This is a genomic window from Guyparkeria sp. SB14A, from assembly GCF_005096345.1.
Lineage (GTDB): Bacteria > Pseudomonadota > Gammaproteobacteria > Halothiobacillales > Halothiobacillaceae > Guyparkeria > Guyparkeria hydrothermalis.
Map to the genome: position 1 here is coordinate 1 of NZ_SWAW01000027.1, position 20,560 is coordinate 20,560.

General features: G+C 67.5%; 19 protein-coding genes and 1 riboswitch. Of the genes, 12 read left to right on the forward strand and 7 right to left on the reverse strand.

Annotated features, from left to right (window positions below):
- Window positions 1–232 precede the first annotated feature (232 nt).
- The 3 genes from FAZ79_RS09370 to FAZ79_RS09380 all read left to right on the forward strand — a co-directional run bounded on the left by FAZ79_RS09370 (window position 233) and on the right by FAZ79_RS09380 (window position 4,381).
- A complete protein-coding gene (locus tag FAZ79_RS09370; RefSeq protein ID WP_169303660.1) occupies window positions 233–2,479 on the forward strand; it encodes a PAS domain-containing protein in 2,247 nt (748 codons plus the stop codon).
- 146 nt (window positions 2,480–2,625) lie between these two features.
- Complete coding sequence (locus FAZ79_RS09375; RefSeq protein WP_247709534.1) at window positions 2,626–3,579, forward strand: ATP-binding cassette domain-containing protein; 954 nt, start codon at window positions 2,626–2,628, stop codon at window positions 3,577–3,579.
- 13 nt (window positions 3,580–3,592) lie between these two features.
- Window positions 3,593–4,381: an ABC transporter permease gene (locus FAZ79_RS09380; RefSeq protein ID WP_136867713.1), complete on the forward strand. Its 789-nt coding sequence runs from the start codon at window positions 3,593–3,595 to the stop codon at window positions 4,379–4,381.
- A gap of 172 nt (window positions 4,382–4,553) precedes the next feature.
- On the opposite strand, the gene FAZ79_RS09385 is transcribed toward FAZ79_RS09380, so the two are convergent.
- Both FAZ79_RS09385 and folE read right to left on the reverse strand, forming a co-directional pair.
- Window positions 4,554–5,288 (reverse strand): SDR family NAD(P)-dependent oxidoreductase, encoded by a 735-nt coding sequence (locus tag FAZ79_RS09385; RefSeq protein WP_136867714.1) that lies wholly within the window; start codon window positions 5,286–5,288, stop codon window positions 4,554–4,556.
- A 4-nt stretch (window positions 5,289–5,292) separates the two neighbouring features.
- Entirely contained in the window at window positions 5,293–5,904 is a 612-nt protein-coding gene (folE, locus tag FAZ79_RS09390) for a GTP cyclohydrolase I FolE (RefSeq protein ID WP_136867715.1), read from the reverse strand.
- Window positions 5,905–6,084: 180 nt separating this feature from the next.
- Between folE and argS the strand changes: the two genes are divergently transcribed.
- From argS to FAZ79_RS09415, 5 genes are all read left to right on the forward strand, one after another.
- Window positions 6,085–7,848: an arginine--tRNA ligase gene (gene argS, locus FAZ79_RS09395; RefSeq protein WP_136867716.1), complete on the forward strand. Its 1,764-nt coding sequence runs from the start codon at window positions 6,085–6,087 to the stop codon at window positions 7,846–7,848.
- Between the two features lie 8 nt (window positions 7,849–7,856).
- Window positions 7,857–8,435 (forward strand): SPOR domain-containing protein, encoded by a 579-nt coding sequence (locus FAZ79_RS09400; protein ID WP_136867717.1) that lies wholly within the window; start codon window positions 7,857–7,859, stop codon window positions 8,433–8,435.
- A 192-nt stretch (window positions 8,436–8,627) separates the two neighbouring features.
- On the forward strand, window positions 8,628–10,376 hold the full coding sequence (locus FAZ79_RS09405) for a GGDEF domain-containing protein (protein ID WP_136867718.1): 1,749 nt from the start codon (window positions 8,628–8,630) through the stop codon (window positions 10,374–10,376).
- A gap of 119 nt (window positions 10,377–10,495) precedes the next feature.
- Complete coding sequence (locus FAZ79_RS09410) at window positions 10,496–11,431, forward strand: branched-chain amino acid transaminase (protein WP_136867719.1); 936 nt, start codon at window positions 10,496–10,498, stop codon at window positions 11,429–11,431.
- Window positions 11,428–11,640, forward strand: a complete 213-nt coding sequence (locus tag FAZ79_RS09415; protein ID WP_136867720.1) for a zinc-finger domain-containing protein — start codon at window positions 11,428–11,430, stop codon at window positions 11,638–11,640. The genes FAZ79_RS09410 and FAZ79_RS09415 overlap by 4 nt, the downstream gene beginning before the upstream one ends.
- Before the next feature lie 21 nt (window positions 11,641–11,661).
- Here the strand turns inward: FAZ79_RS09415 and FAZ79_RS09420 are convergent, their stop codons facing one another.
- Window positions 11,662–12,648 carry a mitochondrial fission ELM1 family protein gene (locus tag FAZ79_RS09420; protein WP_136867721.1) on the reverse strand — a complete coding sequence of 329 codons (987 nt, stop codon included), beginning with the start codon at window positions 12,646–12,648 and terminating at the stop codon, window positions 11,662–11,664.
- 136 nt (window positions 12,649–12,784) lie between these two features.
- Between FAZ79_RS09420 and FAZ79_RS09425 the strand changes: the two genes are divergently transcribed.
- From FAZ79_RS09425 to FAZ79_RS09435, 3 genes are read left to right on the forward strand one after another with little or no spacing between them, the layout of a single operon-like run.
- Window positions 12,785–13,900 carry a glycosyltransferase family 4 protein gene (locus tag FAZ79_RS09425; RefSeq protein WP_136867732.1) on the forward strand — a complete coding sequence of 372 codons (1,116 nt, stop codon included), beginning with the start codon at window positions 12,785–12,787 and terminating at the stop codon, window positions 13,898–13,900.
- Window positions 13,901–13,904: 4 nt separating this feature from the next.
- Window positions 13,905–14,741 (forward strand): hypothetical protein, encoded by an 837-nt coding sequence (locus FAZ79_RS09430; protein ID WP_136867722.1) that lies wholly within the window; start codon window positions 13,905–13,907, stop codon window positions 14,739–14,741.
- Window positions 14,742–14,785: 44 nt separating this feature from the next.
- Window positions 14,786–15,490: a hypothetical protein gene (locus FAZ79_RS09435; protein ID WP_231505768.1), complete on the forward strand. Its 705-nt coding sequence runs from the start codon at window positions 14,786–14,788 to the stop codon at window positions 15,488–15,490.
- 10 nt (window positions 15,491–15,500) lie between these two features.
- Here the strand turns inward: FAZ79_RS09435 and FAZ79_RS09440 are convergent, their stop codons facing one another.
- Entirely contained in the window at window positions 15,501–16,391 is an 891-nt protein-coding gene (locus FAZ79_RS09440) for a hypothetical protein (protein WP_169303661.1), read from the reverse strand.
- A gap of 283 nt (window positions 16,392–16,674) precedes the next feature.
- Window positions 16,675–16,932, reverse strand: a complete 258-nt coding sequence (locus FAZ79_RS11740; protein ID WP_247709535.1) for a hypothetical protein — start codon at window positions 16,930–16,932, stop codon at window positions 16,675–16,677.
- A gap of 19 nt (window positions 16,933–16,951) precedes the next feature.
- On the opposite strand from FAZ79_RS11740, the gene FAZ79_RS09450 reads away from it, so the two are divergent.
- Complete coding sequence (locus FAZ79_RS09450) at window positions 16,952–17,740, forward strand: glycosyltransferase N-terminal domain-containing protein (protein WP_136867725.1); 789 nt, start codon at window positions 16,952–16,954, stop codon at window positions 17,738–17,740.
- A gap of 37 nt (window positions 17,741–17,777) precedes the next feature.
- On the opposite strand, the gene FAZ79_RS09455 is transcribed toward FAZ79_RS09450, so the two are convergent.
- Together FAZ79_RS09455 and FAZ79_RS09460 are read right to left on the reverse strand one after the other, a co-directional pair.
- On the reverse strand, window positions 17,778–19,298 hold the full coding sequence (locus FAZ79_RS09455) for a TolC family outer membrane protein (RefSeq protein ID WP_136867726.1): 1,521 nt from the start codon (window positions 19,296–19,298) through the stop codon (window positions 17,778–17,780).
- Between the two features lie 249 nt (window positions 19,299–19,547).
- Window positions 19,548–20,207 (reverse strand): protein-L-isoaspartate O-methyltransferase, encoded by a 660-nt coding sequence (locus FAZ79_RS09460; RefSeq protein ID WP_136867727.1) that lies wholly within the window; start codon window positions 20,205–20,207, stop codon window positions 19,548–19,550.
- A gap of 206 nt (window positions 20,208–20,413) precedes the next feature.
- Window positions 20,414–20,524, forward strand: a riboswitch (TPP riboswitch).
- Window positions 20,525–20,560 lie beyond the last annotated feature (36 nt).

Consider the following 20,560-nt stretch of genomic DNA (forward strand, 5'->3'; position numbering starts at 1 on the left):
GAAGAAGCCGATTTTTTAATCAGGAACGACAGGCGCGGATTTCTCCATCGAGGCCCGGAGCACTGAACCGCTCCACGAGGAGGCCGAATAGATTGACGCAACCTGATTATCCACCACCCCACCGGGGCTTGCGATCGGGGAGCAGGCCATAGATGTGTCCGTCAACTCGCCACAGGCGTAGGCGAGAGTCGCTAAATGCGTGATAATCGTCGCAATGGGACGCCACGCGCACATGGACGACAACGTGCCCCGGCCGCCGGACGACACCCGGCGACCGGGGCTTCGTGTCGTCTGGCTGCTGGTGTTGTTGGGGTGGTTGCTGCTGGGCGTGCTCGGCACGCTACTCGTGCAGCGCGAATTCGAGGCCGAGGTGGAGGCGCGCGCCGACCGGTTGCTCGACACGGCGGACTACGCCCTGTCGAGTCGCCAGGCCGAACTGGCCCGCATCGCCCGGATTCTCGCCCTGGACGAACGCGTGCGCGAACTGCTCTCACAGGCACGCGCCATGGTCGAGCTCGAAGGCGGGGCCGGTGGCGGCGAGGGGGCGGCCCGCCTGCGCCGCAAGCTGGCCCGAGCGGTCACGCCCATCGCCTCCGAGCTGATCCACGGCCAGGACCGCGTCATGCAGTTCCATCTCGGTCCCGAGGCGGTCAGCTTCCTGCGGGTGCATGCCCCCGAGCGTTTCGGTGACGAGCTGGCCTCGCTCCGCCCCTTGCTGGCCGAGGTCTACCGTAGCGGCCGCGGAGCGATGGGCTTCGAGGTCGGTCGCGTGTTCTCCGGTTTCCGGGCGGTCGAGCCGGTGTGGGCGCCCAACCCGGGCGGGTCGCCCGGCGGGTCGGATCGCGTGATCGGCACGGTGGAAGTGGGCACCGGCATCAAGCCGGTCGACAATTACCTCGAGGAAAGCCTCGGCGCGCGCGCCACCCTGTTGTTGCCGGCCGAGATCGCCGAGGCGAACATCTGGGCGGAGATGCGCGAGCGCCGGCACATTGCCCCGGTCGGCAGCGGCGAGTTCTACGTCGATGGGCCCAAGGTCGACAACGCCGGATTGGCCGCCGCCCTTCGTCGGCTCGACGGCGAGCCACCGTCTCGTTGGCGGTTTGCCGCCGGCGAGGAGCAGTGGCTGGCCGTCTCGCGTCCCGTACCGATCCTGACCCAGGAAAGCCGTTCGCCGGCCCAACTCGTGGCCGTCGAGCCGGTCACCGACCTTTACGCGGCGATGCAGGCGCGCCTGGCCTCGTTGCTTGCCGCCGTCGCCGTCGCGTTTCTGCTGACGTCACTGGGCCTCTGGCTGCTGTCGCGCTGGCAGCGCACCCGCTGGATGGTGGTGATCGATCGGGCCGAGGCCGAGCGCGACGCGCTGTTCGAGCTCAGCCCCCAGCCGCTGGAACTCACCGACATGCAGGGGCGGTCGTTGCTGGCCAACGACGCTTTTCGCCGGACCTTCGGCCCGGGCGCCTCGTCCGAGGGGAGGGGTTGGAGTGCCCGGGGGCTCGAGGGCCTGCAACTCGAGGCATTCGAACGGGCGATTGCGCGCGGCGAGCGCTGGAACGGCGCCCTTCGGTTGCCGGCGTTGCAGGGTGGTCCGGGCTGGTTCCGTGTACAGGTCGTCCCGATCGCCGACGAATCGGGCCGCCCGGCCCGGCTGTGGTGGTTCTTCCACGACGTGGATCGCGAGCGCCGCGCCGCCGCGGTGGCTCAAGCGGAGCGCGATCGCCTCGATGCCTTTCTCGCCGCGAGTCCAGCGGTTATCTACACCTTCCGCACCGACCGTCCCGATCGGCTCGAGTACGTCAGCGCCAATATTCGCGAGATCCTCGGTTACACCCCGGATGCCCTGATCGACGGGCCGGACTGGTGGGAGCAGACCCTGCACCCCGAGGATCGGGCGCGGGCGCTCGAGGAAGGGGACTTCACCCGCTGGGAGAACGACCGCAAGCGCAGTCGCTATCGCTTGCTGCGGCCAAATGGCTCGGCGTTGTGGGTGACCGATCACGCACGCCTGTTGCGTGATGCCGAAGGGCGTCCGGAGCGTGTCGTCGGCGCGTTGATCGACTCGCGCGAGACCGTCGCGCTCGAGGAGCGGCTGGCGGAAAGCGAACGGCTGTACCGTTCGATCGTCGAGGGGGTCGAGGAAGCGATCTTCCTGGTGGCCGTCGAACCCGACGGCTCGTTCCGTTACCTGACCAACAACCCCGCCCACGAGCGGGCGACCGGCCTGTTGCGCGACCAGCTGGCCGGGGCGTTTCCGGGAGACATCCTCAGCCCCGAGGCCGCGGCCCACGTTACCCGGCAGTATCGAGCTTGCCTGGAGGCAGGGCGGGCGATCCGCTACCACGAAACGCTCGATCTCCCGGCCGGTCGGGGAACCTGGCACACCACGCTGACCCCCATCCGGGACGACGAAGGCCGGTTCGTCCTAATCGCCGGGGTGGCCATGCCGATCGAGGACGAGGAGGTCGGCGACGGCGAGGACTGAACTGGCCACCGGCACGCCGGCGACGACGCGCCTTGGTCACGAACGACTTGCCAAGCCAGAGTGGCATGGCATTCGTGCAGAGGTTCCCTTGCAAACCCCGCCCCCGTCGACCATTATCCGGGCCCTTCCCGATCGAGGTGTCACCCGTGAGCGTCCCCGAGTCGCCATCCGTCCATCGCCAATCGACGAGCCAGCCGGTGGTGCGCGCGCGCGGACTGGTCAAGTGCTTCGGCAAGCTGCGCGCCGTCGATGCGGTCGATTTCGACATCCCGGCCGGACGCTGTTTCGGCTTTCTGGGACCCAACGGGGCCGGCAAGACCACCACCCTCAAGATGCTGATGGGGCTTGCCGATTTCGATGCCGGCGAGCTCTCGGTGCTCGGGCACCAGTTGCCGGCCGAGGCGCGTGCCATTCGTGGTCGGGTGGGGCTGGTGCCCCAGGGCGACAACCTCGACCCGGACTTCACGGTGCGCGAGAACCTGTTCATGTACGCGCGCTTTTTCGGCCTGTCGCGGTCACAGGTGGCCGATCGGGTCGACGCACTGCTCGAGTTCGCCAACCTGACCCACAAGGCCGATGCCCGCGTCGATCAGTTGAGTGGGGGCATGCAGCGCCGCCTGACCATCGCCCGGGCCCTGGTCAATGACCCGGAGGTGGTCATCCTCGACGAGCCCACCTCGGGGCTCGACCCGCAGGTACGCCACGTCATCTGGGGCCGCCTGGCCGAACTGCGCGCCCGGGGCGTGACCCTGGTGCTGACGACCCACTACATGGAAGAGGCCGAGCGGCTCTGCGACGAGCTGGTGGTGATGGATCACGGTCGGATACTCGATCAAGGCACGCCGGGCGAGTTGATCCGGCGGCACGTCGAGCCGGACGTGATCGAACTGCGCGGGACGGTCAGCGACGGCGTGTTCGCGACCCTCACCTCCATGGCGTTGCGCGTCGAGCGCCATGGAACGGCGGTCTATGTCTACACCAGCGCGCCGGCACCGATACTCGACTTCCTCGGCCAGCCAGACGGCCTGACCGTGATCCACCGTCGAGCCGGCCTGGAGGACGTGTTTCTGCATCTGACCGGCCGGGAGCTGCGCGAATGAGGTGCCGATCTTTATGAAGCGTTCGATCTGGCAAATCCCCCGCGCGCGCCTGGCCGCGTTTTCCGTGTTCGCGCGCAACTTCCTCGTCTGGCGCAAGCTGCTTGGGCCGGCGATCGTGCTCAACTTCGGCGAGCCGGTGATCTACCTGCTGGGGTTGGGCATCGGGCTGGGCGCGCTGGTGGGCGATATCGGCGGGTTGCCGTATCTGGTCTTCCTCGCCTCGGGGATCGTGGCCTCCTCGGCGATGATCTCGGTCAGCTTCGAGGGCATGTATTCCGTGTACACGCGGATGGTGCCGCAGAAGACCTTCGACGCGATCATGGCCACGCCGCTCGATATCGACGACATCATCCTGGGCGAGACGATCTGGGCGGCCTTCAAGGGCCTGTTGAGCGCCGTGGCGATCCTGATCGTCGCCACCCTGCTGGGGGCGGTGCCCGGCGGCTGGATGGCGCTGTGGGCGCTGCCGGTGGTGTTCCTGCTGGGGCTGGCGTTCGCCGGACCGGCGATCATCATGACCGCTATCGCCGACAACTACGATTTCTTCAATTACTACTTCGTGCTGGTAGTCACCCCGATGTTCATGCTCTCGGGGGTGTTCTTCCCCATCGAGACCCTGCCCGAGTGGATGCAGACCGCCGTGCTGGTGCTGCCGCTGACCCACGCGATCGAGGTGATCCGTCCGCTGATCGTCGGCGAGCCGGTCGAGCACCTGCTCGCCCACCTGGCCGTGCTCGCCGGCTTCGCCGTCGCCGCCTACTACCTGGCCGTGGCCCTGGTGCGTCGGCGGTTGTGGGCTTGATAAAAGCTGGAAGCTGACAGCTCGAAGCCGGAAGAGGGCGCGTAGGAGCGGCTTTAGCCGCGATGGCTCAAAGGGGCAACGATCAGACTCGCAGCCGAGTCTTGACGCGCTCAAAGGCGGAATCGACGGTTTCGTCCAGCCCCAGCCCCAGCCCCAGCCCCAGCCCCAGCCCTCAGTTCTCCCAACGCCGCCCCGTGTCCAGCCGGATTACCGCCTGGTTGATCAGCGGGCAGGCCATCAGGTAGTCGATGGTCTCGGCCACCACCCCCGGGCCCGGTTCGAAGGGGAGCAGGCGCCGGGCGAGACGCTGGCGGCGGTAGTCGGTGTCGTCTTCCGGATGGAACATCAACAGGCCCGGGGCGATGGCATTGACTCGCGTGTGCGGGGCGTAGCGCAGTGCGAGCGAGCGGACCGAGCTCTGGATGGCCGCCTTGGAGGCGATGTAGTGGATGTGGTCGGGCTCGCCCTCGTCGATGTGCGCGTCGGTCATGAACACCACCTGCCGGTCGGCGTGGCCGTCGTCGCGCTTCCGGGCGGGCAGGGCGCGCTGCAGGTGCTCGGTGAGTTCGATCGGGCTGGTCACGTGCACGGTGTACATCGCCGTGGCCAGTTCCGGTTGGGCGGCCACGTCCTCGTCGCGGTGCCAGATCGAGGCGTTGTGCACGATCAGGTCGAGCCGGTCCGTTTTCTCTGCCACCTGCCCGGCGAACGCGGCCAGCCGGTCGCGCTCGAGGAGATCGAGCTCCAGGGCGATCAGGCCCTGGTCGATGAGCGCGCGCAAGGCGTCGGTCTCGTGGCGGTAGCTGCCGATGACCCGGTGGCCGGCGGCGAGCAGGTGCTCGGCGAGGTGGGCGCCTACCCGGCGGGTCACCCCGGTGATCAGGACGGTCTGGGGGCGGGAGGTCACGGCATCAGCCTCGGGAGACGAGTTGCAGGAATTCGTTGCGGGTGGCCGCGCTCTCGCGGAACTGGCCGGTCATGCGTGAGGTGATCGTCTCGGACTCGACCTTCTCGACCCCGCGCATCGCCATGCACATGTGCGCGGCCCGCATCTGGACGGCGACGCCGGCGGCCCCGGTGGCCTGCTCGACGGCCTCGGCGATCTGCTGGGTCATGTTTTCCTGGATCTGCAGGCGGCGGGCAAACAGATCGACGATACGGGCGAGTTTCGACAGCCCCAGCACGCGGCCCTGCGGGATGTAGCCGATGTCGACGTGGCCGATGATGGGCAGCATGTGGTGCTCGCAGAGGCTGTGGAACTCGATGTTGCGCACCACCACCATCTCGTCGTTGTCCGACGCGAACAGGGCGTTGCCGATGGCGGACTCGACGCGTTGATCGAGCCCCTGCGTCAGGTAGAGGAGGGCCTTGGCGACGCGCGTGGGCGTGTCGGCCAGCCCCTCGCGCGCGGTGTCCTCGCCCAACTCGGCCAGGATGGTCTTGACCGCGCCGGCGATGGTTTCGACGCGCTTTTCGTCCGCGCCGACCGGTTCGGGAAAGTCGTCCTCGTGCAAGGCTGCCATGTCGATGGTTTCTCTCAGTAAAGGCTCAAAACGTCGGCAGGAACTTTAGCAGGTGCCCGCGGGCATGTCTGACTGCCGCGGTTGGTTGGGGCCGCGCTTGCCGCTAAACTGTCGCGTTCTTTCCCGGCACCGTCCGCGGTGCCCGTGTCTTGTTTTCAGCGCTAAGGGGTTATCCCGTCCGTGAAGGCCGTAATCGAACAACGTCTCCAGGCCATCTGCCAGCAACTGGTCGCCGAGGGTGACCTGCCCGCCGAGGTGTCGGTCAACCCGGTGTTGACCGTGCCGAAGGACCCGGCCCACGGGGATTTTGCCAGCAACCTCGCCATGCAGCTGGCCAAGCCGATGAAGCAGTCGCCGCGGGCAATCGCCGAGCGCATCGTCGCGGGCTTCGCCGACGAGCCGGGCGTCGAGCGTGTCGAGATCGCCGGCCCGGGCTTCATGAACTTCTTCGTCGAGGCCGGTGCCGCGTTCGCCCTGATCGATCGCATCCTCGAGGAAGGCGAGCGCTTCGGTCGCTCGGATGCCGCGGCCGGGCAGCGGGTGCAGGTGGAGTTCGTGTCGGCCAACCCGACCGGGCCGCTGCACGTCGGTCACGGCCGGGGGGCGGCCTATGGCTCGGTAGTGGCCAACCTGCTCGAGGCGGTCGGCGCGGACGTCGAGCGCGAGTACTACGTCAACGACGCCGGTCGGCAGATGCACATCCTGGCGGTCAGCGTCTGGCTGCGCTACCTCGAGGCCCAGGGCGAGGCCATCCAGTTCCCCTCGAACGGCTACCGCTCGGAGGGTTACATCCTCGACATCGCCCGGGCGCTGGCCGACGAGCACGGTAACCGTCTGGTGGTGGAGTCGGCCAAGGTGTTCGCCGATCTGCCGGAGGATGCCCCGGTCGGCGACAAGGAGCGCCACATCGATGCGCTGATCCGGCGCATGCGCGAGCTGCTGGGCGAGACCGACTACCAGATCGTCTTCCGCGCGGCGCTCGATGCCATCCTCTCCGACATCCGGGCGGACCTGGCCGAGTTCGGCGTCACCTACGACAACTGGTACTCCGAGCAGAGCCTCGCCGATCGCGGGCTGGTCGAGCGCGCGATCGAGCGGCTCGAGGCCGAGGGGCATCTCTACGAGCGTGACGGTGCGCTGTGGTTCCGTTCGACCGATTTCGGCGACGACAAGGACCGCGTGGTCCGGCGCGACAACGGCCAGACCACCTATTTCGCCTCGGACATCGCCTACCACCTCGACAAGTTCGATCGCGGCTTCGACCAGGTGATCGACATCTGGGGGGCCGATCACCACGGTTACGTCCCGCGGGTACGCGCCGCGCTGACCGCGCTGGGCAAGCCGGCCGATCGGCTGGTGGTCTCGTTGGTGCAGTTCGCGATCCTCTATCGCGGCGGCGAGCGGGTGCCGATGTCGACGCGCTCGGGCAGTTTCGTCACCCTGCGCGAGCTGCGCGAGGAGGTGGGCAACGACGCGGCGCGCTTCTTCTACGTGATGCGCGCGGCCAACCAGCACCTCGATTTCGACCTGGATCTCGCCAAGAGCCAGAGCAACGAGAACCCGCTCTACTACATCCAGTACGCCCACGCGCGGGTGGCCTCGGTGCTGCGCCAGCTGCCGCTGCGCGGCTTTGCCCACGAGCCGTCGGCCGGCCGCGAGGCCTATGTGCGACTGACCGAGTCGCACGAGCAGGCCCTGTTCAAGCGCCTGTCGCAGTACCCGGCGCTGGTCGAGCGGGCGGCCCGATCGCACGAGCCGCACCAGCTGGTCCATTACCTGCGCGACCTGGCCCAGGATTTTCACAGCTACTACAACGCGCACGCCTTCCTGCTGGGTGACGACGCGCCGTTGCGCAACGCCCGCCTGAACCTCGTGCTGGCCACCCGTCAGGTGCTGGCCAATGGCCTGGGGCTGCTGGGCGTCAACGCACCGGACGAGATGTAATCGCTGCCATGGCCAGCAAGGCACGCAAGAAGGTCAATCGACCCCGCTCATCGGGTGGCAACCGCGGCGCGAAGTGGGCACTGCTGATCGCGCTGGTGCTGCTGGTGGGCCTGGTGGTGTTGCTCGCCCGGCTCACGGCCGAGAAGAACAGCCAGCCCACCGCGCAACCTGGCGGGCAGACCGACACCCGCAGCGTGGAAAAGCCGCCGGAGAAACAGCCGGTTTCGCCCGAGTTCCAGTTCTATACCCTCCTGCCCGAAGAGGGCAATCAACCGCCGCGGCCCAGCGAGCCGACCGACTCCCCGTCGGACGACGCCCCGGCCGACGACGAGAAGGCCGAGCTGGCACCGGATGCACGTTACCTGGTGCAGGCCGGCTCGTTCAGCAAGGCGCGTGACGCCGAGGCGCGCAAGGCCGAACTCGCCCTGCTCGGGGTGGAGAGCCGCATCGTGCCCGTCGACGTGTCCGGGGCGCGCTACCACCGCGTGGTCCTCGGCCCCCTGCCGGGCAAGGAAATCAACGCCCTGCGCCGCCAGCTCGAAGAGGCGGGGATCGAGACCACCGCGCCGCGTCGTAGCGACGGATAACTGCGCGATTTGGACATTGCCCAAGCGCTAGACTCGGAATACAGTGAGCCATATAAAGGATCCTCTGCACGGATGCCATGCCGCTCAACGCGTCGTGGGCACGGCACGGGGTCCTTGACGGGCCTGCCGTAACACCTGGGCGTGTCGGCAGCCAAGGCTCGGCCAGCGATTGGCCTGTTGCGGGGATGGCGCATGGTGGGCTGCGATACCGCGGAGCGGATTGGGGCGGATGGCCGCGAGCAGGGGCGCGGCGGCGTCTTGCCGCGTGTGGCGCTTGCCGCCCTCCTGTTGCTGTGCGCCCCGCTCGCGCAGGCCGAGGTCGATCTCCTCTCCGGGGCCCAGTGGGCCACCAGCCACGAACGCCTCTCGCCTGCCGAGGCCCTGGCGCTCGACTACCGTGTCGTCGAATCGCCCGCACTCAATCTGGGGCCCCGCCAAGGCTGGCTCTGGCTGCGCCTGCGGCTCGACGGACCGGCCCTGGACGACTCGGCCGAGGGCGAGATGCGGTGGCTTTCGGTGCGCTGGCCCTACTTCCGCGATGTGCGCGTGTTCCTGCGTGATCCCACGGCCCTGCCCGGGACGGCGGCGAGCGAGTGGCGGGAAGTGCGCGAGGCGGCCGAGATCGGTGGGCTGCTCGACATGCCGGGCCACCCCGGGCGGCTGCTGCCGCGATTCAGTGGTGAGCGCGAGCTCCTGATCCGCCTGCGGGCCGACGGCCCGGCCGCGCTGCGCCTGACCCTCGGGTCGCTGGAGGAGGAACGGGCCAACACGCTGGTGCGCTACACCCTGTTCGGTGTCTATCTCGGTGCCATGCTGGGCATGGCCGCCTACAGCCTGTTTCTCATGCTGGCGGTGCGCGAGCGCACCTACCTCGGCTACGCCGCGTTTCTGTCGGCGACCGTGCTCTATATTGCCCTGCGCTACAACATCCTGACCCCCTGGTTGCCCGAGGCGGCCCTGGCGGTGCCGCCAGCCGCGCGTGCCCAGTTGGCCGTCGCCCTGATGGCGTTGTCGGGCATCTGGTTCGTGCGTCGTTTCCTGCGCACCCAGCGAGACGATCGACGCGTCGACCGCGCCCTGGTCGGCGTCATGGGGGTGGCGCTGCTGTCGATGCCGGCCTCGATCTGGCTGGCGGGCGTGCTCTCGTTCGCCATCGTGGCGACCTACGCGGTCGCCACCGTGGTGGTGATCGTCTGGGCGGCGCTGCGCGCGATGCGCCGCGGTTTCGGCCCGGCCGGTTACCTGCTGCTGGGCTGGTCGGTATTCGCGTTGGCGGTCTTGCTGTACCTGGCCATGCTGTTGGGCTGGTTGCCCTACGCCGGCTGGCTGATGGTCGCCCTGCCGGTCGGCTCGCTGGCCGAGGCGCTATTGTTGGCCTTTGCGCTGGGCAACCGCATCCGTCACAAGCAGCGCGAGGAGACCACGCTGGCGCGCGAGCGTGATCGCTATCGGTTCCTGAGCGAGCAGGACGGGTTGACCGGGCTCTACAACCGGCGGGCGCTCGATCGGCGCCTGGATCTTGCGATCGCGGCGAGCCTGCGTACCGGCGCACCGCTGAGCCTGATCGTGCTCGATACCGACCGTTTCAAGGACTACAACGACCGCTACGGCCATCTGGCCGGCGACGATGCGTTACGGTGCCTTGCGCGGGTGATGCAGGCGAACGTGCGCGAGGGCGATCTGTGTTTCCGTTACGGCGGCGAGGAGTTCGTCATCCTGCTGCCGGGGCAGGCGCTGGCCCAGGCGACCGTGATCGCCGAGCGCATCCGCGAGGCCTATCGAGGCAATTCGGCCTCCGAGCTGGGGCCGGGCGGCACCGTGAGCCTCGGGGTGGCCCAGATGCGTGAGGGCGATACCGCCAACACGCTGCTCGCTCGCGCCGATGCCGCGCTCTACCACGCCAAGGAGGGCGGGCGCGACCGCGTCGAGCTGGCCCACTGAGGCCCCTGCCGGAATCCCGCCCGGGGTGGTAAACTCGCGGGTTTGCGCGCGGTGGCAGGATTGTTCGTTCCACGTCCGGCCGCGCGGCACCGGTTCACTGCTCTGCGAGGCATAAAGTAATGTCGATGGAAGATCGCGATGGCCTGATCTGGCTGGACGGCGAGATGGTCGAATGGCGCGAGGCCAAGACCCACGTGCTCACCCACACCCTGCATTACGGCATGGGCGTGTTCGAGGGCGTTCGGGCCTACAAGACCGACCAGGGCACCGCGATCTTCCGCCTCGAGGATCACACCCGCCGGCTGCACAACTCGGCCAAGATCCTCGGCATGAAGCTGCCCTACACCGAGAGCCACCTCAACGAGGTGCAGCGCCAGGTCGTGCGCGAGAACCATCTCGAGAGCGCCTACATCCGTCCGATGGCCTTCTACGGCTCCGAGGGGATGGGCCTGCGCGCCGATAACCTCAAGGTACATGTCATGGTCGCGGCCTGGCACTGGGGCGCCTACCTCGGCGCGGAGAACATCGAGAAGGGCATCCGCATCCGCACCTCGAGCTACTCGCGCCACCACGTCAACGTCACCATGTGCAAGGCCAAGGCCAACGGCGCCTACATGAACTCCATGCTCGCGTTGCGCGAGGCCACCGCCGCCGGTTACGACGAGGCGATGCTGCTTGACACCCAGGGCTTCGTCGCCGAAGGCTCGGGCGAGAACATCTTCATCGTTCGTGACGGCGTGCTCTACACCCCGGACCTCACCGCGGCGCTCGACGGCATCACCCGCCGGACCATCATCGCGCTGGCGAACCAGTTCGGCATCCCGGTGGTGGAAAAGCGCATCACCCGCGACGAGGTCTACATCGCCGACGAGGCCTTCTTCACCGGCACGGCCGCCGAGGTCACGCCGATCCGCGAGGTCGACGACCGGCCGATCGGCAGCGGCGTGCGCGGTCCGATCACCGAGCGCCTGCAGAGCACCTATTTCGACCTGGTCGAGGGACGCTATCCCCCGCTGGCGGACAACTGGATCGACTACGTGGAGGCACGCGCATGAACCCGGATACCGCATCCCATCCGCAGGACTTCAAGACTCCGAACGCCGACCGGGTGATCGAGGTGACCCAGGCCGACCTGCCGGTCTACTGCCCGCGCGAGGAAGAGGCCGTCTGGAACTCGCACCCGCGGGTCTACATCCATCTCGAGCACCAGGGCGACGAGGCCCGCTGCATCTACTGCAGCGCGGTCTACAAGCTGATCGACTGATCCCTTCCGGCGTCGTGCGAGCTATGCCGCGCCCGTCACCCGGTCGCCGATGATGTCGGCGACCTGCCGGGTATCGTCCACCGGGTCGTAATCCCAGCGTGCGAGTCGGCCGTCGAAGGGGCGCGTCACCCCCTCCTCGCGCAGCTCGCGGTGGAAGCGCGCCAGGCGCTTCGAGTAACGGCCGAAGTCGATCACGTACAGCGGTTTGCCGGTCGAGGCGGCCTCGGACACCATCGAGGCGGAATCGCCGCTGACCACCAGATAGTCGGCCAGGGCGAGAATGCCGAAATACGGGTTGGGTCCCTCGCCACGCCACAGCTGATGCGGCACGCCCGCGATGGTCTCTGCCAATACCTGCGTGTTCTCCTCCCCGGTGCGTCGCGACGGCGTGACGATAATCGATCCGCCACTGTCGCGGGCGGCCTGTGCCAGCTGCTCGCCGATGCGTCGGGTCTTCTCCGGCGTCAGGGTCATGGTGCGGTTCGAGCCGCCGAGCAGTACGCCGATCCACGGACGCGGCAGCGCCTCGAACCCGGCGCGGAACCGCTCGGCGGCCTGATCGAGCTTGGCTCGAGTGACATGGTGGATCGCCCCGCGCGTCGGCAGGACGTTCGGCCCGGTCAGTCCGTCGTGGCGCGGCGGCACCACCAGATCGAAGTAGCGTGGCGGGATCAGCGGGTCCTGAACGTGCACCGTAAAGCAGCGACCGCCACTGGCGCGGCGAATGGCGATCGAGGCGGCCGCGCTGCGCCGCCCGCAGGTAATCAGCACGCGCGGCCAGGGCGGGGCGAGTCGGTCCGAGTCGGGCGAGAGCTTGCCCAGCGGATTGGGCACCCAGTGCATCGGCAGCCAGCGCCACGGTCGCGGCATGCCGATGGTCTTCTGCACCACCGGCCAGCCGGTGCGCTCGGCGACGGCCTCGGCCAGGCCGCGGGCCTGATTGGCCATGCCCGCCTCGCCAGTGGTCACGGCCCAGATCTCGTCGACGGTGTTGGGATGTGTCGGCATGCGGGCATGATAGCCTCCGAAGCGCATTCTTTTGCGCCGGAGCTGATCCGGTGAGAACGATCGAGGACACCGCCCGGTGACGACAGCGAACCAGTCAGTCGACCAATCCGCATCGCGACGCCTGACCGTGGTGCAGATGCTGCCCGCCCTCGACGGCGGCGGGGTGGAGCGCGGCACGCTCGAGATTGCCGCGGCACTGGTGCGCGCCGGTCACCGGGCGATCGTGATCTCCGAGGGCGGTCGGCTGGTCGAGGAGCTCGAGGCACTGGGTGGCGAGCATGTGACCATGCCGGTGGGGCGCAAGTCGCTGTCCACCCTGCGCTATATCCCCGCGGTGCGTCGCCTGCTGCGCGACGAGCAGGTCGACATCCTGCACCTGCGTTCGCGTCTGCCCGCCTGGATCGGCTGGCTTGCCTGGAAGGGAATGCCGCGAACGTCCCGCCCGCATCTGGTCACCACCGTCCACGGCGCCTATTCGCCCGGGTGGTACAGCGCGGTGATGACCAAGGGCGAGCGCGTGATCGCCGTCTCCGACAGCATCGTCGACTACATCCGCAGCAACTACCCGAAGGTCGATCCGGCGCGCATCGTGCGCATCTACCGAGGCGTCGACCCGGCCGACTACCATCCCGCCTTTCGACCGGATGCCGCCTGGCGCGAGCGCTTCTTCGAAGAACACCCGCAGCTGGCGGATCGATGGATCCTCACGCTGCCGGGGCGCATCACCCAGATCAAGGGACAGCTGGATCTGGTCGAGATCGTCGCCGGCCTCAAGGCGCGCGGCGTCCCCGTTCATGCCCTGCTGGTCGGCGGCGTGCATCCGCGTCGACAGGACTACTGGCAGCGTGTCCAGGGCGCCATCGAGGAGCAGGGGCTGGGGGATGACATCACCTGGCTCGGCCCGCGCCGCGATCTGCGCGAGGTCATGGCGATCAGTGATGTGGTGCTCTCCCTGACCACCAAGCCCGAATCGTTCGGTCGCACCGTCACCGAGGCGCTGGCCCTGGGGCGACCGGTGCTCGGCTATGACCACGGTGGCGTCGGCGAGCAGCTGGCTCGCGTCTACCCCGAGGGGCGTATTCCTTGCCGTGACCACCGGCGAGCCGTCGAGACACTGGATCGGTGGTATCGGCAGGGTGCGCCGAGCGCACCGGATCGAGTGCCGTTCACACTTGACGCCATGCAACGTGAGACCATTGCCCTCTACGAACGGTTGGCCGCCCCAGGGGCGGGTGTGGCGACGAGGCGGTAAGGTGATGGGTGCGTTGAACGGGCCGCAGGGCATTACGATTGGATTGGGCGTGCTGAGTTGGAAGGCGCCTCGCACACTGTCTCAGACCCTGGCGACATATGCCGACGGCGATCTGTTTTCGCTATTTGATGACGCTCGCATCCTGTTCCAGGAAATAAGCGACCAGGATCGTGACGTGGCCGAGGTGTTCGGGTTGTCCGCGAGTGGCACGACGAACAACATCGGCATTTTCGGGGGCGTCAAGGCGCTCCTCGAGGAAATCGATTGCGATTACGTCCTGCTTCTGGAAAACGACTGCCCGTTGATCGAATCCCATGCCGAGGCCGTTCGGCAACTCTCAGCGGCATTGCACGATGCCGAGGGGTTCGGCATCCCGGTGTTCCGTTTTCGTAGTCTGGCTGCGCCGGGTCAGGACTTTGCCACGCTGGGAAAATTTCGCCGTTACTTCGATGATAGGCTCCCTTCCGTTTCGGCGCGTGCGGCGTGGCTTGCAAGGATTCGTCGCTGGGTGCGGCCACGCAAGGCCCAGCGGTTGCAGGGTATCGCGGCCTACGCCATGCCTGATCCGGAGCGGGCGTTTCCGAACGTCTTTTGCCGCACCGAGCGCGGCAATCTCGTCACCGCGTCCCCGTATCTCAACTGGACCAATCAATCGATTCTGGTAAGGCGAGATTGGATGTTGAACGTGATCCTGCCCTATGTGGCGGCACATCCATCCTCGCGGCTGGTGAACGGGTTCAGTGACATCGAAAAAGAGTTGAACCGGCCTTGGTGGCGGAAGCAGCGCTTCCCGATCGGCCTGGCCCCCGGCCTGTTTACCCATGAACGAGTGGACCGCTAGCCGCCAACAAAACAAGAGTGAAACCGATGAAAAACGTGATCTGCATGAAATGGGGTGATGCCTACAGCGCCCAGGACGTGAACACCCTCTACAGCATGGTGGCCCGCAACATCACTCCGCCATTCCGGTTTGCCTGCTTCACCGATGATGCCTCGGGCATTCGCGACGAGGTGGAAACCCACCCGCTGCCCGAGGTGAACGTGCCGCCCCATCGACTGCATGAGGCCTGGCGGAAACTCGGCACCTTCACGCCGGACCTGGGCGGAATGGAAGGCGATGCGCTGTTCCTGGATCTCGATATCGTCATCCGGGACTCGCTCGATCCGTTTTTCGACTACCCCGGTGATTTCTGCATCATCCATAACTGGACGCACCCGGACCGGGTGGTGGGGAATTCCTCGGTTTACCGGTTCAAGATCGGCGACCTTTCCTGGGTGCTGGACCGCTACAACGCCGATCCCGAGAAGGTCATGGCCGAGCGCCGCAACGAGCAGATCTACTTGACCGAGACGCTGCACGAGTCGGGCTACGACATGGTGTATTGGCCGGCGGAATGGTGCGTGAGCTTCAAGAAGCACTGCATGCCTCATCGCCTGCTCGCGCCATTCATCGCACCGAGAGAGCCCAAGGATGCCAAGATCGTGGTCTTCCACGGCCACCCCAAGCCGGACGAGGCGATTCGGGGCGAATGGAAAGGCAAGTGGAAGTGGATGCGGCCCACCCCGTGGGTGGCCCGTCACTGGCACTGATTGTCGCGGGTCAGTAGAGCGGCGGATAGCCCTCGGGCAACGTCTTGAACCGGCGGTGCCCCCAGAGATACATGGCGGGGTGACGACGGATTTCCGCCTCCAGGCGTTCGACTAGGCGTTGTGTGTCGGCGACGTCGTCACCGCTGGGTAGTCCCGAGATCGGCGACTCGATCGCCAGTTCGTAGCGGTTGCCGAAACGGCGGACGTGGTAGGGCAGGATCACGGCCCGGCCCATGCGGGCGAGTATCGGCATGGCGGTGTTGGTGGCCGCCGGCAGGCCGAAGAAGGGGATGAAGGCGCTGGTCTTGCCGTGGTAGTTCTGGTCCGGCGCGGTCCACAGCACCTCCCCGGCGCGCAGGGCCCGGACCATGGCGCGGGTGTCCTCGCGGTGGATCAGTCCGGCCAGGTGCTTTTCCCGCCCCAGGTTGATCAGGCTGTCGATCGCGCGGTTGTTGTTGGGCCGGTAGACGGCGTGGACGGGGGCGTGTCGCGAGACGAAGTACACGCCCAGCTCCATGTCGGTCACGTGCGCGGCGTTGAGGATCACGCCCTGCCCGGCCGCGCGAGCCGCCTCGAGGTGTTCGAGGCCGATAACCCGGTAGTCGGGCACGCGGTCGAGGTTGCCGAACCAGCCCCAGAATCCCTCGCAGATCCCCGCCCCGAGCCGAGCGAAGTGTTCATCGATCAGATCGTCCCGTGCGCCCGCGGTCCAGTCGGGGAAGGCGACCGTGAGATTCGCCTGCATGATCCGCCGGCGCTTTTTCAGCGCGCGTGCCATCAGCCAGCCCAGCCCGCGGCCGAGGGCAAGCCGGGCACGCTGCGGCAAGGCGGCGATCAGCCGGGGAATCAGGGACAACAGCAAGCGCGTCGCGCGAATCCGTGGTGGGAGAGGGGCACTCATGGGGCCGCATTCTAAGCGATAATGGCCCCATGCACTTGAAGCGCGTCGCCTGCCCGATCGTCTCACCGCTTTGCGTCCCCTTGCATGATCGTCCCCGTGGGCGGGGTGAGGGGGCATGAGGCGCTGGCACTACCCGTTGCTGCTCGGGCTACTCAGTCCGTGGCTGGTGTGGGACGCCTGGCGGCGTCATCGCCGGGCTCGTCCCGGTCACGGCCGCTTGTTCGAGCAGTTCGGGCGCCTGCGGGACGGTCTGCCCCGGGATGCCCTGTGGCTGCACGCGGTGTCACTGGGCGAGGTGCGCGCCGCGGCCATGCTGATCCGGGCGGTGCGCGCGCGTTGGCCGGATCTCCCGGTCGTGATCAGCACCACCACCGAGACCGGCGCCGAGGCCGCACGCGCCCTCGACCTGCCCCATTTCTACGCGCCCTTCGATTTCGCATTCGCTCAGCGACGCGTGTTGGCGCGCCTGCGCCCCCGCCTGCTGGTCGTGATGGAAACCGAGCTCTGGCCGAATCTGGTGCGCGAGGCGGGACACGCCCACGTGCCGTTGGTCATCGCCAATGCCCGCCTGTCCGATCGCTCCTATCGACGCTACGCCCGCTGGGGGGGGAGCGCTGCTGCGCGACGTGCTGGGCGGCGTCGAGTTGATCTGCGCGCAATCTCCTGCCGATCGGGAGCGCTTCCTGGCCCTGGGCGCCGGGCGGGTCGAGGATTGCGGCAATCTCAAGTTCGACCTGCCGGTGGCCGCTGCCATTCCTGCCGTTCCCTCGGGACGCGAGCACACCTGGCTGGCGGCGAGCACCCATCCGAACGAGGAAGCGCAGGTGCTTGCGGCCCACCAGGCGGTGCGGCAGCGGTATCCCGATGCCCGCTTGATCCTGGTGCCGCGCCATCCCGAGCGGGCGGGCGAGGTAACGCGGTTGGTCGAGGGACAGGGCTTTTCGGTGGAAACCTGGTCGCCCGGCCGGCCGCCGCGGGAGGAATGCACGGTGGAGATCGTCGATCGCGCGGGTCTGCTGGCGGGGTTGTTTGCCGAGGTGCCGGTGGTCTTCATGGGCGGGTCGTTGGTGCCGATCGGCGGACACAACCCGATCGAGCCGGCGGCCGTGGGCCGCGCGGTGTTGCATGGGCCGGCGGTGGAAAACTTCCGCCAGGTCTTCGCCGCGCTCGACGAACGGGACGCCAGCCGGCAGGTGGCCGACAGCGAGGCGCTGGGCCGTGCCGTGATCGAGTGTTTCGATCGCCCCGAATCCTGGGCGGCGGTTGGTGCGCGGGCGCGTGACGTGATCGCCGAGCACCGCGGCGCGGCTCAACGCCTGGTCGATCGGCTCGCGCGCTGGCTGGATTGATCTGCCGGCCTCGCCGCTGGCAGCCGGTCGGACGAGATCAGTTCTCGCCGTTCACCGTCTGGCGGGCGCGCTCGAGCACGCGCTGCATCATCTCGGTGTCCGCGGTGCTTGCGCCGGCCTCGTCATCGCCCTGTCCCATCAGCGGGGCGATCAGGGCGTTGGTTTCCTGGTCGGTGAGCTGGCGGTTGATGGCTTCCAGGTCGGCGACGGTCAACTGGCCGGTGTCGGCCTTCAGCTGCAGCAGGTTGGTGAGGTAGTTGTAGCGGGCGTCCAGGTAGTCGGCCATGGCCTGGAAGACGCGCAACTCGGCGTTGAGCACGTCGACGATGGTGCGCGTGCCGACGCCGTAGCCGGCCTCGGTGGCGACCAGGCTGGTGCGTGCCGACTCGACCGCTTGCCGAAAGGCGGTGATTTCGCTGATCGAGTTCTGCACGCCGCGGTAGCTTTCGGAGGTTTGCTGGCGCACCTGGCGGCGCTGGCTGTCCAGGTCGAACTTGCTGCGCTGGTAGTCGAAGGCCGCCTGGCGCGACTGGGCGTTGATGCGGCCACCGGTGTAGATGGGCAGGTTCAGCTGGATGCCGACCTCGCCGTTGAGCGTCTCGCTGCGTCCGGTGAACTGGCTGGGGCGATCGTCGTAGCCGTAGCTGCCCTCGAGGCTCACTGTCGGTGCGCGCTGAGATCGGGCCACGTCGACGTTTTGCTGCGCGATCCGGGTGCCGACGACGGCGCTGCGCAGGTCAAGGTTCTGTTCCGCGGCAAGATCCATCCACTCCTCGGGGGAGGCCGGTTGTGGCGCGGCGACCTCGAGGTTGGTGCGGATGTCGTCGAGATCGGCCTCGGTTCGGCCGATGATGGTCGCCAGCGCGGCCTCGGCGTTGTTGAGCGCGTTGCGTGCCGAGATGATCTGGGCGGTCGCCTGGTCGTACTCCGACTGGGCGTCGGCCACGTCGGTCACGGCGACCAGGCCGACTTCGTATTGGCGCTGGGCGCGCTCGAGCTGCCGCTTGAGGGCGGTTCGGTTGGCCTTTGCCAGTTCCAGCTGCGCGTCGGCGTTGAGTACCTGGAAGTAGGCTTGTCCCGTTCGCAGGATCAGGTCCTGGCGGGCCTGCTCGTAGTCGATGTCTGCCTGGCGCACTTGTAACTGGGCGATGTCGAGCTGCAGGTTTTCCGTCCGGTTGTAGATCGTCTGTGAGAGGGACAGGGTGAGGTTGCGGCCCGTGCCGTCGATCACATCAGAGGAGCCCGGGAAAATGCCGCTGAGTATCCGGGTACGGGTGTAGTTGACACCAGCGTTGCCGCTCACCTGCGGCAGCAGGTCCGCGCGCTCGATCGGTACGTTTTGCTCGACCGACAGCCGCTGTTGTTGCGCCGAGCGCAATTGCGGGTCGTTCTGCTCGGCCAATGCGTAAATGTCCAGCAGGTCGGCGGCTACCGACGCGCCGCTTGCCAGCGCGAGGCCAAGCCCGATGGCGGCCGAGAGGGTCGCGCGACGGAATGGGCGAGTCAGGTCTCGGGCGACACCCGGGCCGGAGGCGGTTCGGAGGCGAGGGACTGGCATGGTCGAGGATCCTCGGACGAGTTGGATACTAATTGGCTAGCCTGCTAACTATTGGCACGATACCCGAGCCCCGGGACGAACACCAGTGTCGAAACCGGGGGAGTCGGACCGCGGCGCCGGCCAGCTGGCCACCAGCTGGGCAGTCGCGTCCGGGTTCGACTCGCCGAGCTTAACGCACAACGGCCCCGGTCGAGATACCGGGGCCGTTGCGTCATGTCATGCCGCGCCCGAAGGGCAGCGGCCGGCGTCTCAGAGAGAGAAGGCCGGTTTGGGCTCGGCGCCAACCAGGTAAGCCGTGCGGGTCTCGAACAGCGAATCGGTGCGGAACTGGCTCTCGGCGGTGCGCGTGACCATCGAGGCGGTCTGGATCGGCCCGGTGCCGGTAATGGCCAGCAATCGTCCGCCGACGTTCAGTTGCCGCAAGCTGGCCTCCGGCATGGTGACTCGCGCCCCGGTGAAGACGATCACGTCGAAGCGTTCGTCGCTGGCCCAACCGTCATGGGCATCGCCGGTCTCCAGCACCACGCGTTCGAAGCCCAGTTCGGCAAGGCGATGCCTGGCACGTTCGGTGAACTCGGGGACGATGTCCACCGAGCGCACGCTGTTGCCCAATGATGCGAGACAGGCGGTGAAAAAGCCCGTGCCGGTACCGATCTCGAGGACGCGCTCGTTCGGCTGGACCTGCAGGTATTGCAGGATACGTCCCTCGACCACCGGCGGCAGCATGGTCTGGCCATGGCCGATCGGCACGGCCACGTCGGCAAAGGCGTGCACCCGCTCGGCATCCGGGACGAAGCGCTCGCGCGGGACGTTGAAGAACACCTCCAGAACGCGCTTGTCGAGCACGTCCCAGGGGCGGATCTGTTGCTCGACCATGTTGAAGCGGGCCAGTTCGATGTCGGTGGGCATGAATTCGGCTCTGGTTTTCGGGGAAATTGAGTGCGCGGTAATTTACGGGTTTTCCACTGCCCCGGCAACTTCCCGCGGTTGATGGGGCCGCCGAGGCATTCTGCTAAGTGACTGAAAGCCGGCCGGGAACTTGTTATTTGCTGGCCGCTGGGGTAGCGTCCCGACCATAGCGGTGGCTGCCCGGGCGAGAGTTCGGTGGCTGCCCATCCACAGACTAGGGGTGCCGCCCGACCGAGAATGGTCGGTCAGGCGGCTGAGACACACCCTTGGAACCTGATCCGGCTTGCATCGGCGTAGGGAAGTCTGTCTGGCACAACCGAGAAACCCTCCGTGTCCAGTCGGCGCTCGTCGTG

Coding starts and splice junctions, on each gene's coding strand:
- FAZ79_RS09370 (WP_169303660.1), top strand. CDS start 233: ATGGACGACAACGTGCCCCGGCCGCCGGACGACACCCGGCGACCGGGG.
- FAZ79_RS09380 (WP_136867713.1), top strand. CDS start 3,593: ATGAAGCGTTCGATCTGGCAAATCCCCCGCGCGCGCCTGGCCGCGTTT.
- folE (WP_136867715.1), bottom strand. CDS start 5,904: ATGGCAGCCTTGCACGAGGACGACTTTCCCGAACCGGTCGGCGCGGAC.
- FAZ79_RS09400 (WP_136867717.1), top strand. CDS start 7,857: ATGGCCAGCAAGGCACGCAAGAAGGTCAATCGACCCCGCTCATCGGGT.
- FAZ79_RS09405 (WP_136867718.1), top strand. CDS start 8,628: ATGGTGGGCTGCGATACCGCGGAGCGGATTGGGGCGGATGGCCGCGAG.
- FAZ79_RS09410 (WP_136867719.1), top strand. CDS start 10,496: ATGTCGATGGAAGATCGCGATGGCCTGATCTGGCTGGACGGCGAGATG.
- FAZ79_RS09415 (WP_136867720.1), top strand. CDS start 11,428: ATGAACCCGGATACCGCATCCCATCCGCAGGACTTCAAGACTCCGAAC.
- FAZ79_RS09420 (WP_136867721.1), bottom strand. CDS start 12,648: ATGCCGACACATCCCAACACCGTCGACGAGATCTGGGCCGTGACCACT.
- FAZ79_RS09425 (WP_136867732.1), top strand. CDS start 12,785: ATGCTGCCCGCCCTCGACGGCGGCGGGGTGGAGCGCGGCACGCTCGAG.
- FAZ79_RS09430 (WP_136867722.1), top strand. CDS start 13,905: ATGGGTGCGTTGAACGGGCCGCAGGGCATTACGATTGGATTGGGCGTG.
- FAZ79_RS09435 (WP_231505768.1), top strand. CDS start 14,786: ATGAAATGGGGTGATGCCTACAGCGCCCAGGACGTGAACACCCTCTAC.
- FAZ79_RS09440 (WP_169303661.1), bottom strand. CDS start 16,391: ATGAGTGCCCCTCTCCCACCACGGATTCGCGCGACGCGCTTGCTGTTG.
- FAZ79_RS09450 (WP_136867725.1), top strand. CDS start 16,952: ATGCCCGCCTGTCCGATCGCTCCTATCGACGCTACGCCCGCTGGGGGG.
- FAZ79_RS09455 (WP_136867726.1), bottom strand. CDS start 19,298: ATGCCAGTCCCTCGCCTCCGAACCGCCTCCGGCCCGGGTGTCGCCCGA.
- FAZ79_RS09460 (WP_136867727.1), bottom strand. CDS start 20,207: ATGCCCACCGACATCGAACTGGCCCGCTTCAACATGGTCGAGCAACAG.